We start from the raw sequence: 15,744 nt of genomic DNA, 5'->3' as shown, positions 1-15,744 counted from the left end.
GATATTTCCCGAATGCTCATTCCATCTCTCAGGTGCCACCGCCTGATCACACTTAATAACGCCACGTTGATCACTCCTGTGCCTCCTGCTCAATGCTGAGCAGGACAGTTTGACTACGTGGGTCAAATTTGGATGCAAATACCTAGGTTTAGTGGCTCACTATTGGATGCAATTCAACACTCAACCGACTCATTGCGACCCAGTGAGGCGTCTAGCTCCCAGTTGAGTCACGCCTGCGGAAGAATCTGAAATACGAAAAGTGGCGAGATGGCCCATTCCGACTACCGCACCAGAATCATCTTTCAACAACCCGACCTGAATTTCCTCAAAAGCATTCACTGGGTGGGCACAATCCGAGTTCTATTGCGCACGCATGGGCTTTGAGAGGGTGAGAAATGTTTGCATTACGGCCAGATACTATCCAGGTAAACGACGTTGTACTAAGTTCTGACAAAGGCTTGCTAAGAGGTGCAATTCGGTGGTTCACCAAATCGGATTTCAGCCATGCAGCGATTGTTACTCGACCAGGGATGCTGCTTGAAGCCACGTTGTCTGGAGTTCAGAGACGGAGCGTCGCTGGCATAAAGGCGGGCAAACGTGAGTGGTTGCGGGTTCTTCGTCCTGTGCCACGCGCGCATGGGCAAGCTTTGAGCGAAGTTATTGAAGAATTGTTTGCCCATTCATATGACCATCTGGGTGCGCTTGGGTCCCAGTGGCATTTCCTTTCACTCGCCAACAGGCGAGGAACCTTCTGCTCAAAGCTCATTGCGGTTGGCTTTGAAAAAGTTGGTCGTCCACTTTTCTCTGATCTTGATCCGAGTGTTATTACGCCTGGGATGCTGGCTCGCTCCTCCGAGTTCAGTGACGTAACGGGAGCCTGTGTCGCCGAGCTGGACGCTGCCCATGAAGCGGGACTTCAAGTGATAGCGATCGACGCCAGGAGGGAGCCACGCATCGAGATTGAGTTGCTGCGTCGTATCTTCAGAATGATTAAAGCAGGTGTCAGCTACAAGACATTGCCAACCAATATCGCGTCGACTCCTGAGGTGTTAGGCTGGCTCAGCGTACAAGACGCTAAGGATTCGCGCATGCGGAAGGCAGATGAAACAATTGCCAATGTCCTCCGATACGGTGGATACGTTGCGTTTTATAAAGGCATTTCGCGCAAGCTACTGGCCGACGCGCGCCTTCTGAATTCAGCGGTTACGACGGTGCCACCCGACGTCAGCGCCCCAGAATTACTGGCGGACCTTCGGAGTCAATTGCCAAGCGCATCGGCTGCACTTAACGCAAAGAGAGACGCTCGGCAGAAATTCATAGCGCTTCACAAGAGGACTCAGTTTGAGACCTTCTTTGTACTTGCGCAGTTATACCTTTTAATGGAGGAGGCCTCACTCGCGCGTGTCACGTCTCTGAACCTGCTCATATCAACTCTTGCGGAGCCGCATCAGAAGCCGTTCTAGGTCTGGCACAGTGACAGTTTCTAGCCGTATCCGGTTTCCCGGGGTATGCAGCAAGCCGACTCTGACCGGCAGAGCTGCCGTGCCGAAAGCCAGCTTCTTGACGCTTCTTAGTATTCACTGGCAGCCATATGCAGTCTTGCTTGAACAGTCACTAATAGATGGGTAGGTGCCAAGCTGTCATTATCAAATGACGTTTAGAGCAATGCGGACTTCTGACCTACCTCGTACACTAACCCAATCCATCTGGGAGAGAAGATGATTTGTTCAGCATGTGTAACCCCTAAGGTCCTCAAGAACTTGGTCAATCATCATGGGCTACTAGGGACTTGCAGTTATTGCAACAAGTCAACCACAGCCGTCGAGTCCAAGTTCCTCTTTAACTACATCTACGAGCGGGTCAAGGAAAACATTGCAGCGGAAGACGACCTCTCCAGCTACGAGCATGCCCTGGTCTACGAGTTGGGAGCGGACGACATCGATGTGGCTAGCTATGACATCGTTTTGATGGAGTGGTTCAACCTAGGTGAGGAAGTGTATTTTGATGACCTCTGTGATGGGGTCCCTGACGAGTTCAAGGTTAATAGCCGAGGCCAGGAGACCCACTTTTACAACGACGATGGGTTTTTGGAACGCAACTTTTATGAAGACCGTTGGACCAAGTTCATTGATGACATCAGGCATGTCCATCGCTTCTTCAATCCGAATGCCCGTGGCTTCCTTGACTCGGTTTTCAAGCTACTTGTCTCCGATAAGGACGAGCTAAAACCTGAGGTCATTCGCACCCTGGATCACGGCACCAAACTTTACCGCGCTCGCAGTGCCGACAGCTACAAGAAGGCAAAGGAGATTGCAGATAACCCGGCGTCACAGCTTGGTCCAACACCCAAGGACAGGGCCAGCAGTCAGCGGATGACGCCCAACGGAATCTCTGCCTTGTACTGCGCTCTTGAGCGGGACACATGTCTAAGCGAGATTCGCTCCATCACCGGTGACGATGTGGTGAGTGTCGCCATGACACCGATCACATCCCTGAAGTTCTTGGACTTGACCAAGCTGGAACTAGTCGAACCGTCCAAGCTAACTTTGCTGGATGTGGGCTACTTGGATACGCAGCACCTCAAGACCTTCCTAAAATCGCTGGTAAAGAAGATGTCCAAGCCCAAGGGAAGAAACGACGAATTGAGCTACTTGTCAACTCAGTTTGTCTTCGAATACCTGCGGCTTCGTTTTGGCAACCAGGTCGACGGCCTAGTCTTCCCGTCTGTGCAGACAGGCGAGCAAGGCATGAACTTGGTCTTGTTCCCTGAAGCCGTTGTCATCAGTGTCAAGAAGTTCAAGGAGCCTAGTGAAATGGAAGCCGCCCTTGGAACAGAGTCAGATGATCGGTTTGAGCCCGCAGCCAATCTTGCAGTTGTTGATGGCTCGCTTCGCTTCCACAAGGTCAAGGCCATAAAGACCGAGGCTGTCACATACCGCAGCATTCACGACCTATATATGAGTGATGAGGCTCGCAAGAGGTTTGCCCCTGTCTACTTTGAAGTGGATGAGCAGTGAGTCGTACCGTAGACATGATTTCTTGGGGATCGGCGTCGTTATCGTCCAAGAGCTACCTGCGAATTCAATGCTGGGCGCTCAACTTCGGCTGGAGGGGGAGCCGCACCGGGGACACACTTCGTGAGCATGGATTCACCTACGCCCTCGGCCTTGCAGTCATAGAAGAATTGCTCGCCGCAGTACGCAATGGCAAAAATGTTCAGGTAGTCGCCGCACGTATACGGTGCTAACGACTCAAAGGAAGGACTGCTGAATGGCTGCTATCAAGCCCACGATGAAGATGCCCGAACTCTTGGTTTTTGCAAAGATGTTCGTTGTTGGATTAATTGCCGCAGAGGTCTGTAGGGCAACCTACTACCTAGGAACTGCGTTTGCCTCCGAGATTGCTGACTTTCCCCTTTGGACAAGGGCAACTGCGGTTCTCGTCGGACTGGCGGTTTGTGTGGTCTACGCTGTTAATCGTGGTGCGCATACTTCTGCTGTACAAATGGTACGAAGCCTTCGTTTTGACCTGCTAATCGCAATGTGCTTGGGGGCTTGGTCAAACGAGTTGGCCATGCCTTGGTTTTCCAGTTTTCACTCATTATTGAAAGTGTCAAACCCGTTTTGGGCACCACTTGTTCTTCTGCTGCTCTGCACTATGCTGTTGTCCCCGCTCCTCCAGCGGCATTGGCCTAGAAGGCGGAAGGTCGTTTCGCAACTCCGTTTTCTTGCGGACGATGAGATCGGACGCGAGAGCGACGACCTGCTCGCAAATGAAGCCCAAGCAAAGTCGTTCGCAGAGACCGTCCTCACAAGCGATGCGCATTCGGGGTTAGTCTTCGGTGTCGATGGCCCGTGGGGGGTAGGAAAGACCAGCTTCGTCAATCTTGCCGAGCGCTATTGGGAGCGAGCTGCGGATAGGGTAATTGTTTGTCGGTTTGAGCCTCTTAGATATGCGGCGGAGCCGGATCTCGCCGACCGCTTGATTCGCGACTTATCCGCAGTTATTCAATCCAGGGTATTTGCACCAGAGTTCCAACCGGCTGCCTCAAGGTACTCTCGCCTCATAAAGGGAAAGGCAGACATTTCGTTCCTAGGATTTAAGCTTTCACTGGAGCCGTCTCAGGAAACTGTCGATGAGCTGCTTGATGACATTGACGATGTTCTTCGCCGCATTGGTCGACGAGTCATTGTCGTTATTGACGACTTGGACCGATTGGACCCGAAATCGGTCAACAACGTTCTGTTCGCAACGCGGCGCACATTCAAACTGTCGCAGGCGACCTATGTCCTTTGTTATGACACCGAGGTATTGGCAGGTGGAAAAGAGGAGGGGGCCAGAGCACGTGAATTCCTTGAGAAGTTTGTGACGGTCAAATTGAGCTTGTTTGTGGACAGTTCCAGCCTTCGCAATTTCCTGCGACGTGATTGGGAACGCGCCGAAAGTCAACTCGGATCCGTGCCATCGGACACGATGGTGAAGCTTGGTGAAATTCTTAATGAGCTTGCGGATGTCCTGGGGAGTGAATCTGCAGCCAAATATCTGCCTTTGATCGGTGATCTACGTAAGATCAAGCGCTTCATCAATGCTGTTCTTCTCATGCAGATTGAGAAAACAAATCTGGGACGAACGGACTTTAATAGGCGCGACCTCATTAATCTGGTGCTGCTGCATTTGAACTACCCTGGACTATTTCGACGCATCTACGCCGAGGAAACAGAGGGACGTAGCGGCACATTTTCAGTAAAGCGAGAGTACGACGAGCCAGGGTTCAAGAACGCTGATGGTTTTTCGCAAGTCAAAGAGGAACAACAAGGGGCAGCCAGGTTCTTGTTAGAACAGTTGTTTGATGTAGAGGTCTTGGAACTCGGCGATCGGAGTAACGTTGATGAGGCCGTACTCCGCTCACGCGCATGTTTCAACACGGGTGATACCAGGAACCTGGAGAGCTTCTTGAGGCTCATAGTGCGCTTCGCGAAACCGGAACCACAGGAGACCTTCGTTCTCTACCAATCAGCTGTCATTCAAGTTCGACAGGGGCGATCCATCGCCTCAGTTTTAGCGCAAGCGGAGTTTGTGTTGGAACAAAAGGAAACCGCGCACGATCAGTTCTGGAGGGTTCTGGTCAATCAGGCACACGATTTCACTAGCGCGACCGCCGAGGATGCCCTAGAAACTCTAGTCAATAACCTGCCAAATTATTCATCGTTCGACAACGATGATCGGGGCTTACGGCCGAGGTCAGTCTATTCGCTGTTGCGGCTGTTGGATCGCTCTGGCTGGGGTCGTACAGCTGGTCGGCGACGGACAAACAGTCCGGAAAACGTCATAGAGATCGCGCGGCGCATCTTTGGTGAGCAGGCTTTCGTTGGTAAAGGCCTTTTGGAGCGGCTTGCCAGCCCAGACCGCGGCGTGCTGGGTTGGAACGATCTCATGTTGTTCCGGTTGCAGTGCTCTGCGGATCGCGGGGGGCAGTTGTACAACCTACACGCAGCACTCATCGTCGACCAGGACATGAAAGCCCCAACTTCCGGGTTAGTCAATCAGCTGGCCTTGCTGGGGATGCGGAAGCTCTCTCAGCGCATTTTTTCACTTTTCAAGCGTGACTACATTGACGCTGGACGGAACTTCATTGCTGAAGCATATAAAGTTCCCGTAGAGGCACTTCTGGGTCAAGCCTTTTCGCATCTTCATGCGGAGGCTTCGCAGGACCCCGGATCCGAGCACAGCGACTCAACGCTTGCCCGTAAAGTCGCCGCTGCACGCTCCATTGTCGGTTCGTTCGTGATCTATCAGCTCAGCAATGCACTCGCCCCGAATGGCTCGGGCGTCGGTTGCGGCCACTACGATGAAGTCGGGACTGAGGACAACGGTGGAATATCGAAGCTGATGAATGAGTATGTCTTTGGCTTTTGCTTCAATCCGAAGGTTGACGTCGACAATGTGCTCAGGTTCCTCGATCACTGCTTATCTCATTTGAGTAGCCCGTTCAATACGGGGCGAGATGAGGATGGATATGTTGCGACTAAAGCAGGTCTACTCGGCGGGCTCGATCCGAAATCGATGGGCATGTACTGGCTGCAGCATCGTGATTACATCCGAAAGCTTGAACTCCAAAACAACGAGCGATGCGTGTTTATGCCTGGCTACACGGCTTTCTATCGCGACTACCTGGTTGATGTGTTTGCTGTGCTAGACGATTTGGCTCAAGAGGCGGCTTCCGCTACGCCTGTTCCAAACGGCTGAAGGCGATTCTTTGAGAGCTTGGCCCTGTCCTGTCGATACTCGCCGAACCGATACAGCCACCGCCCCATACTGGGATTATGATCGTCTTTGATTGGAAGACGCCTGCTTTATTGACGTTGCAGTTTTTCCTGGGGGCATGTAGTGAGTATTCTAAAATCTTTGAAGAAACTGCTTGGATTGCCTGGCAATTCTGAAGAAGAAATATCAGGGGCAACGCAAACCCTGAACCAGAGCCCAGCTGCGCCATTGACGATTATTCGGCAATCTGAACCGAGACTCACAGCTAGGACAAATCCGCAGGGAGGGCTGACCTATCGAACGCCCACCCAAGTGAAGGACGAGTTCCAGGCGCATCCTCGGCGCGCGCTCGTAGTTACTACCGTTGTTAGCGAGAGTCGCTCCGTGAAGGCCTTCTTAACCGATCCGGCAGTGGTTGTGGGTGAGAAGGGAGCCTACTACGAGTACGGTCGTTTCTCCGAACCTGCAGGGGATTGGCTTATCGTTCACGCAATAACGTCACAGGGAAACACCGACGCAAGCCTCGTTGTCAGTAAAGCGCATCAGGAGTTTGGAAGCTTCCATGCCCAAATGTTCGTCGGCGTCGCCGGGTCGTTGAAGGCAGACATCCCGATCGGCAGTGTCGTGGTTGGCGACTACGTCTATAACGGCCACTCCGCGAAGGTCGAAGACACGGAGACGCTCGTAAGACCCCATTCATTGGTTCCCGCGCGTGAGCTCCTGACTGCTTCTCAAGGCATCATCTACTCGAACGAATGGATAGATCTAATACGTGCCCCTGCGGGAATGGCGCTCCCAAACCGGGCCGACTATCCCTGCGATTTTCCGCCACTGGCTACCATCAAGGGAATTGTTTCCGGGGAGGAGGTTGTGGCCGGCGGGAAGTCACCTCGATTTGCTTTGCTTCGTTCTCATTTCAACGATTGCGGAGCTGTAGAAATGGAGGGGTGGGGGGCCATGAACGCCGCACATCATGAAAATACGCCCGCGATTGTTGTGCGTGGCATCTCGGATATGTGCGCCGGAAAGGATCATGCGAGCGACAAGCTACATCAACCAATTGCGGCGGCTCACGCCGCCGCGTTCGCATTCAGCATCCTCTCGTTTCGGAGCAAGGTTCCCACGACGGAAGGACCGATAGTAGGAGGTGATCCTAGGAAGACGGTCCCTGCTCAGGGGAGCGGCAGCGACTTGCCTTCGGAGCGCCGTGTGGAATTTGTATTTAACTTCGAAGGTTCAAAAGACGATTGGCCCGATGAGAAGGTCAATGCCGTGGTCGAGCGCCTTAAGCATGCGATTGACGATGAACAGTTGAAACTGATACGAATAGATCTTGGCTCAGTTCGACTTGTGATGAGCGTTCGCGAGAGCGACCTCGCGGCTATGAATTTGACAAAGCTTCGGGAAGCTGCGGCAGACAGCGGAGTCACACTCCTTGGTGCGGCGACGTTAGAGAGGGTTAACGAAGCGGAAGCTGCGAAGGCGGCCCTAAAAGGGGCTTCCGTCGATCTTCTCTCCTGGGAGAAGACACTTCCGAACGGTCGATGGATGGAGCGGCCGGAGCAGGGCAGCATTGAGGCCGGTTTTCAGCGTCATACAAGCGTAACAGTTTTGCTTGGAGAGCCGGGATCAGGCAAGTCCGCTCTTCTTTCGAGGATCGCGGCCGACCTACTGAAGAACGGTGCACCGGTTTTCGCCCTAAAGGCAGACTTGCTGGCAACGGAGGTATGGACTGAATCGGACTTGCAGCAAGAACTGGGCTTGCACGCACCACCGACCGAGCTTATTCTGAAACTAGCGGTGCTGCAGCCCGTTTATGTCCTCATTGATCAACTTGACGCGCTTGCAAGCCAACTCGACCTCCGAAGCGGGCGATTGAATGTCCTGCTAAATATCGTTCGATGCATTGGCAATGCGCCTAACGTTCATGTCCTCTTGTCCGCTCGCACCTTCGAGTTCAACCATGACGTTCGACTCCGTGCGATTGAAGCTGAAGCAGTCACGTTGGCGTTGCCGCCATGGCATGAGGTCAAGGAGCGACTCGCTGAGATCGGCGTGGACCCTGATGCTTGGCCGGAGAACGCGCGGGATGTGATGCGCATTCCGCAAGCGTTGAAGACTTTTGTCGCGCTTGCGAGCTCAGGTCGAACAGAACCATTCAGTACGTATCAAGCAATGCTCGAGCAGTTCTGGACAGCCCGTGTTGCTTCAGCGGATGATAGTGCCGGTCTGATCGCACTTGCCAGTGATCTTGCCAGGCAGATGGCAGAGGAAGAGGTGCTTTGGCTTGCAGCTGCGCGTTTCGATGACCGTCTAGCTTCTCTCAGACGCCTAGAAGCGTTGGGTCTAGTTGTTAGGTCTGAAAATTCTCTCAGAGTTGCCTTCAGTCATCAGACGCTATTCGACTACGTTCTCGCCAGAACCTTTGTTCGAACGTCGGGGCTTCTCTCGGTCTACGTCTTAGAACGACAGGACTCACTGTTCGTTAGGGCGAAGGTTTGGTCGGCCTTGAATTATCTTCGAGGGACCGAGGTCAACTCCTACGAACGAGAGTTCGTTAGTATCTGGAAGACAACTAATTTGCGGCGTCATCTTCGCCTCTTGTTGATTGAGTTTCTCGGGCAAGTTTCGCAGCCATTCGAATTCGAGAAGATGTGCATAGCCGAAGTGCTGAACTCACCCCATCTAAGATTGGTCGGGCTCAAAGCGATCGGAAGTAGCTCGGGCTGGTTTTCTCACTTCGCTCTAACAGCCATTCGCGATGCCATGTCTGGCTCCGATGTTGAGGCTATCCAAGCATCTCGAATCCTTGGACTCGCATGGAAGACGAATAGAGAGCGCGTCATTCAGCTCATTGGGGAGTGTTGGCTTCCACATCAAGAGCGAGACACCTACTCATGGATGACCATACAGGAGTGCCCACATTGGACTGCAGAAGTTGAAGATATCGCAGGAACTGTCCTTAGCCGCACCACGGTCGCGGCTTGGCATGTAAGCCACGCTGCAATGACACTTGCGATAGAACAGCCAGATGTTGCACTCAGGCTCGTCCGAGCGAAGTTCGACTTCATGCTATCAGAGGCGAAGGACAGGCCTGAGCCGCCGCCGTTTCCAGCGGCTGGCAGTGAGGACGAGAAGACCGCGTGGTACGTTCGCCACGGCGGAGAGAAGCCGCTCAAGGATCTGCTTGACTCGACGGAGTGGGACGACATTCCGTCGTTGGCCGAGGCTGCGCCAGCGACGTTTCTGCATACCTGTTGGCCATGGTACGTATCTGTCTTCACCGAGATCATTGCTCGAAAAGACAGCGAAGACGTTGGGTATATCTATCCTGGACAGTATGTTCTCGAGATTGAAGTTTCACCTTCCGAAAATCGCCCGGCGTCGCGAGAAAGACCTGTGATCGGCGCCATTCAGGTGGCCGTCGAGGAGCTTGCGGAAAAGTCGCAAGAGCAGTTCTTGGAGTGGGCGAATGCAAACTCGAGTCTTGAGGTCATGGCTGTACAGCAGTTGATCGCGCGCGGATTCGAAGTTGCGGCAAATCAGCTGGCGTCGAAAGCTCTCGAATGGCTGCTTCTCGATACTCGGAGGTTTCAACTTGGTACTGCCTATGGCCATCGAAGCACGACGATCGATCTCTTGCGCGCTTGTGCGCGAACTTGGTCTGGTCAGGAGATGGCTCGGTTTGAAAACGCGGTCTTGAGCTATCGCCCGGACGTTCCGGTCCATCTCAAGGACCCTGAACAGCGCAGAAATTTCGCCGACCTCGTTCGCGCCACTAGGAAGGACCTCCTCCAAGCTGTAGGCATAGAGCGATTGACCCCAGAGAACCGCGAACTTGTGGCCACTGAGCAGCGCGCGTTGGGGAGTCGATTCGATTGGTCTATACGTATGGGCGAGGGGGGCTTCATTGGGTCGCCCATGGATGCTGCTGCGATGGCCAAGGCCAAGGATCGTGACATCCTCGGGATCTTTCGAGAGATTCCAGATAACTCAGACTGGGAGCATCCGAAACACTGGTCGCGAGGCGGGAACATTCAACTCTCTCGGGCGTTCGCCGAGTTCGCGCGAGCCAACCCTGAGCGAGCAATCCGTCTTGTGGAACAGTTTGAGCCTCTCCAGCAGGAGCGAGCCGCCGGCTATGCGCTCGAGGCGATGGCCGACGATGGTCCGAACGACGGCCGTATCGTTGAGACGCTCCTCGACTTGCACGCTCGCGGATTTCGGGCAAGGGAGTTTACGGATTCTGCCGCTCGTGCGATCGAAAAGATAGCAGCCAGAACGAATGAAATTAGCGATGAGGTCATCGGCGTACTGGTGGAATGGTTGGAAGGTACTTCCGCTTCGGGGGAGGTCGGTAGTGCTGTTGCGGAGAGCGAATCTGATTTCGATTCGAATGATGGTGAGTTGAGGGACGGGAGTATTCTGTGGGGTTATGGCGGCGTATCAGCACTCCCTGGCGGTAATTTCAACGTGCTATCGGCGCTGGCATCTATTCTTTTAAGGATGAAGGAAGCTGGTCGGGATAGGTACTTCGCACTCCTGGAAGAACACTTCCTACGTGAGCGCGATCCGGAGATCTGGAAGGCTCTTCTCTATAGACTACAAAATGCCGGAGGATCGACACCGCAGGTGGTGTCAAGTTTCCTTCGCAAGGTCTTTGCCCGCTTTCCCGAAATTCTAGAAACCCGAGAAGCTGTCATCTTTCTTGCGCATGCTCAGAGCTGGGATGATCAACTGGTGTTCGATCTCATCAGTGATTGGCGAAAATCACGCCGTGCATTTCTTCAGCAGGCATATGGCGAACTTGTTGGATTGGTGTCCACGGTAAATGCAAGGAGTGACTGGGAGCTGGCGCGAGATGAAATCATTGACACCGGTAGTGATCAAACCAAGATTGGCTTGGCACATTCAGCTGTCAACCTTAGGGCTGATAAGAAGTTTGCATTGGGTGCAAGTCAGACACTGGTCGCATTGCTCAAGGGGGCAACGAAAGAGTTGGTAGCGGTGGTAATGGACGTTTTTAGGGTAACTAGCGAACTTGTGCCTGACACATCGACATTGCAATTGCTGCGCGCATTGGCTGATCCTGTTACCGATGTGTCCGTCGCGCCCTCTCATTTCGTGGTGGAGCGTCTACAGGCGCTACTCCCGCACGAGGCGGAGCTAGTAGCAAATATCGCTAAGAAGCTGGTAACAGCTTGGCGCGACGGACTCGGTGATGTACGGACAGGAACATCAATAGCTGCCCCGCAACTTACCGATCTCGCACTTACGTTACATCGACTCGGGGGGCCATCGCGTCAGTCCGGCGTCGACCTCTTCGAAGCAATGATTGAAATTGATGCCTATGGTGCGCGAGCTACTTTGGCTGAAATCGATGGTCGATTCGGGACGCAACAGGCCGCAGCACGACAGCGACTTATGCGACAACGCAAGCCCCGCGTTTCGCCTCGCAGAGCAAGATAGAGGTTCTTGGTGTCCCCGAATTTTGATTTACAAACGAATAGATTTCCCAGACGATTCCGTAGATTCCCGGGGTTTAGTTTTCTTAATCCTTCGGTCGTTCAATGACGTCTATGTTTCTGATAACAGCTTACAGTCCGTCAGTGGGCGTTGTGCACCAGTCCTCAGACGGACCGCCAACGCTGGAGGCTTTGTGAAATCTTTTTGACGATGCTCTTTCCGAGGTCATTGACCCCCTCCACTATTGCCTAAGCACTCCAGCGCGAGATATGGTGCTGGCCAGCGCTGTGATTTAACCGGCTGCTGAGAAATTAACTTGTGGACGCTGGTTCAAATCCAGTGTTCTATGTGCGCACAATATTGGTGCAATATTGTCGTTAAGTTCTTACCGAGCATTCACGCTCATTTACTTTTAATTACTAAGTAGTCGAAATAGCAAGTTCGTAAATAGTCAACCAACCACCACCATACACGGGGGACAGAACTTTCTCTGTCCCCCTTTTTCTTTGCTTCAAAGCCCTGTATTTGCGGGCTTTCGGCTCATTGCTTGTGGACACACTCGGTCACGTTTCCGTGGTTTCTGGTCGTTACAGGTGAATTTATCTCTCTTTTCTCTTCAAGCTTGTGGACGTGTCCATGAGCTGAGTCCAGCATTAATGCGGGTTTGAGTTGATGAGTTTGACCCTCTGATTGGTCGGGCAAAGGGGACTTAAAGGCAAGATGGAGAAATTTTTGGACTAAGATTTTTAGGCGAGGTTTCGACCTAAATCCGAGGTTGGACTTCGTGGTGCGCATGACCGTTTAGCGATTGCCGACTTTCACATCGTTGAACTGGGAGCTCAGAAGCGGTCCTTTAACGTTCAATCTGAGGTGAGAACAATAGGTTTGGCCAGATCTGCAATAGCTTATGCAAACTCTGTTGGCGCGAAGGCGCAGACGAGGCCGCCGTCGATGTGCAATGTCTGCTCTCTTGGTAGGAAAAACATCAGTTGCTCAAGGAATTTCGTGAGTGCATTTCGGGGGGCATCTTTCTCCGAAACGATCATCTCGATACCCCAATAGCCCAGCACTTGCTTGGCCACCGAGTTGAGACGGTTAGCAAAATCGTAAGACTTCGGTCTGACGGTAGCAATGTTTGAGAACAAAAACGAGTCTTAGTGGTTAGACGTGCATGATTCACTAATTATTTAATCAAGAGATCATGCAAAGCATGAACACCAATGGGTGGTTCAGCTTGGAATGGAATCGCAAACAAGTTGTTGGACAGTCCATCATTGATGCGCTGCATCTGTTTGACCTCTCCCTGCAACCGTGCCACTAACAGCGGATCTTTTGTTTTTGCGGCCAACACGGATCGGTTCAGCACCCATGCATAAGGTTCGATGTTTGCTCGTCTTAGATCATCTTGCAACGCAGATGCTTGCGAGACAGGCGTTCCCTCGGGCAATGCCACCAAAATAATTTTGGTGTAGTCTGGGTCTTGCAATCGCATCAACGGTGTAACGACGTTTACAGATGAGCCGGTTTGTTTTTCAAAGGTGCTCATCATTTGACGGTGATAAGCACCAGCGGCATCCATCAAGAGCAGTGAATGACCTGTTGGCGCTGTGTCCAACACAACAAACCCGCTTCGTGCCTGCGCAACGATGTGAGAGAACGCATGGAACACAGCCACTTCCTCGGTGCAGGGCGATTGCAGATCCTCAAGCAACAACGCCTTTTCATCTTCATTCAGTGATGGCCCTTTTGCCGCCATGATTTTGTCGATGTACTTTTGCGTTTCGACCTTCGGGTCAATACGGCTGACTTGTAATCCGTGAACCTGCTCTCTCAATGTTTCAGCCACGTGGGCCGCAGGGTCAGTTGTACTAAGGTTAACTGTTCTTCCTTTATCCACCAAACCCAGAGCCAATGCAGCGGCAATCGTTGTTTTTCCAACGCCCCCTTTACCCATGACCATGATCAATCCATGATCTTGCTTGGACAGATCTTCTACGAGAAAGCTGAATTTCTTTGCCGTCATTGCACCAACAGTTGAAGCCGTATGGCATTCCCCCAAACCTCTAGACACTTTTCATAGCGCAGTCTGACTCTCCCGCACGACATCGAACTGGTTGGGCCCAAATTATTTGAGTTCAATTTTCAGAGTCGAGCTAAATGAAATGAGTGGTAGCTTGGAACAGAGTTGTATCTGGTGTCTAGAGGCTTGAACTTATATCACATCTAAGTGTGTAGGTTAGTAGAGTAGGGGCTACGTCATGCGAATTTACTCGTGTCCTAGTCCAATGGGTGCAGGTGCACGCAGGGCGATCTTTGAGAACAAACGGTCATAGATAGGGTCACGCGTTTGTATTCCCGAGAGCGGATCTTTATTTATCTCGAATGCAGCGTTGAGTTTGGTCCAATCTTCTTCTGTCAAAACCCTCAAGGCTTCAGGAATGATGATTGACTCTTCAAGAAGTAGATGTTCACTGTAAAAGTCTACAAATTTCAAAGTTGCTTCTTCGAAGGCTTGACGACGTGATTCCCCTAATATTTCCCAACCCAGCAGCAGGTGTTGAAGCTCACGCACCGAGGCTTCCCCTTTTTCATGATCCATTTCTAACTGTTCTATCAGTTCGGCGCATTGCGGTGATCTTTGTGCCACAGGTGGAAACAAGAAAGCCGTTTCTTTGGGGTGGTGCTGCTTTTCAGGTACTTCATCAATATAAAACAGCATGGCGCGCATCACATCGAAGAAGATTTCTGGCTCATTTTGCGGTCCGCGTCTGATCATCATGCGTAACGATTTCAAAATGGCAGAGATTGAAGAGTGCTCGTCATAAATGACTTGTATGCAGGCATGTCCCATTTTTTTTCCTTTTTATTAAGACCATTATTTTTGGTCAATTGAAATGGATGGTGTTGACGCATGTCAAAGCCCCACGATTTTCATGCGTGATCGACGGCAACCGGGGTCAGCAAATGCCGAATGAGGTCTGGCACGCTTCGTATCTGCTCGCCAAATGGCAAATGGCCTGCACCGCGAAAAAAGAGGCCACGTTGTGTATCACCGTCGAGCGCATGCCCCAACTGTTGGTCAATGCAGAACTGGCCCATGCTCGCATTGCCATCGCGTAGGCCGCAGTGCTGAAGGCAGTCGAACGACATATTGCATTTCGCTTTGGCGTGTGCACGCTCTTGCAGGATGGGCAATATGCGGAGGTATTTGTCCAGCCATGGCGTTCTTACCGCGCGGGCAGGCAAGCCTGCAACGCTCAAAAATTCAACGATGTCTTGCGGTTTCGCCTTGGCCAAAATCATTTTGAAGGCCAACGAGGCATCACATTCTTCTGTGACAGCAAACGCAGTTCCGAGTTGAACGCCACTGGCGCCCAAGCTTTGCAGTTGTGCAATCTGTGCATGGCTGTCGATGCCGCCCGCTGCGATCAGTGGGATCTCTTGTTCGAAGCCTGATGTCTTGAAAAATTCAAGTACCTGGGGAATCACCACATCAAAATCAAACCTTGAATCCCCAAGGTCCGCCACTTTGGCGGCGCCTAGGTGGCCACCCGCCAGTCGTGGGTTTTCGATGATGATCGCGTCCGGCAAGCGTCCTTTCTTTTCCCATTTGCGCACCAGAAGTTGTACGCCACGGGCATCGGAAAGGATAGGAATCAACGCAGCCTTCGGGTAATCACGTGCTAACTCAGGAAGATCCAAAGGCAAGCCTGCACCCACGACGAGCGCATCTGCACCGCTCTCTAATGCTTGGTGGATGTACGCCTCATAGGCGCTCAGGGCTTTCATGATGTTGACGGCGATGGCGCCTTTGCCATTCGCACTTTGGTGGGCTATTTTTATTTCGCGGTCGAGCGCAATCAGATTGGCCTTGTCAATGCGTTCGCCTGCATCTGGCTCTTTGTCGAGGTGCTTTGTCTCCATCATCAAGTCAGGATGGCGGCGACGTAGATCCACCGCAGAGATGGTGCCCATGCCGCCCATGCGCGCGACGGCTGATGCCAGGCCCGATGC

General features: G+C 52.4%; 8 protein-coding genes. 4 read left to right on the top strand and 4 right to left on the bottom strand.

What is annotated here, in order from left to right:
- Positions 1-647 precede the first annotated feature (647 nt).
- The 4 genes from C5F52_RS29385 to C5F52_RS29370 all read left to right on the top strand — a co-directional run bounded on the left by C5F52_RS29385 (position 648) and on the right by C5F52_RS29370 (position 11,733).
- On the top strand, positions 648-1,463 hold the full coding sequence (locus C5F52_RS29385) for a hypothetical protein (RefSeq protein ID WP_161499788.1): 816 nt from the start codon (positions 648-650) through the stop codon (positions 1,461-1,463).
- 297 nt (positions 1,464-1,760) lie between these two features.
- A complete protein-coding gene (locus tag C5F52_RS29380; protein WP_236658058.1) occupies positions 1,761-3,017 on the top strand; it encodes an RES domain-containing protein in 1,257 nt (418 codons plus the stop codon).
- Between the two features lie 253 nt (positions 3,018-3,270).
- The gene (locus C5F52_RS29375) at positions 3,271-6,246 is read left to right on the top strand and encodes a KAP family NTPase (protein WP_236658057.1); all 2,976 of its coding nucleotides are present in this window, start codon (positions 3,271-3,273) and stop codon (positions 6,244-6,246) included.
- A gap of 159 nt (positions 6,247-6,405) precedes the next feature.
- The gene (locus tag C5F52_RS29370; protein WP_104801886.1) at positions 6,406-11,733 is read left to right on the top strand and encodes a hypothetical protein; all 5,328 of its coding nucleotides are present in this window, start codon (positions 6,406-6,408) and stop codon (positions 11,731-11,733) included.
- Between the two features lie 902 nt (positions 11,734-12,635).
- Here C5F52_RS29370 and C5F52_RS29835 read toward each other — a convergent pair.
- The 4 genes from C5F52_RS29835 to C5F52_RS29355 form a co-directional block, all read right to left on the bottom strand.
- Positions 12,636-12,875, bottom strand: coding sequence for a hypothetical protein (locus C5F52_RS29835; protein WP_146100205.1), 240 nt, complete (start codon positions 12,873-12,875; stop codon positions 12,636-12,638).
- A gap of 38 nt (positions 12,876-12,913) precedes the next feature.
- Positions 12,914-13,753, bottom strand: a complete 840-nt coding sequence (locus tag C5F52_RS29365) for an ArsA-related P-loop ATPase (protein ID WP_104801885.1) — start codon at positions 13,751-13,753, stop codon at positions 12,914-12,916.
- Positions 13,754-13,996: 243 nt separating this feature from the next.
- The gene (locus tag C5F52_RS29360) at positions 13,997-14,581 is read right to left on the bottom strand and encodes a hemerythrin domain-containing protein (RefSeq protein WP_104801884.1); all 585 of its coding nucleotides are present in this window, start codon (positions 14,579-14,581) and stop codon (positions 13,997-13,999) included.
- A gap of 80 nt (positions 14,582-14,661) precedes the next feature.
- Positions 14,662-15,744 (bottom strand): nitronate monooxygenase family protein (locus C5F52_RS29355; protein ID WP_104801883.1); only part of this gene is annotated, 1,083 nt, incomplete at its 5' end.

Source organism: Limnohabitans sp. TS-CS-82, from assembly GCF_002943475.1.
The sequence above is the reverse complement of the archived record's forward strand: the minus strand, read 5'-3'. Positions and strand labels throughout refer to the sequence as shown.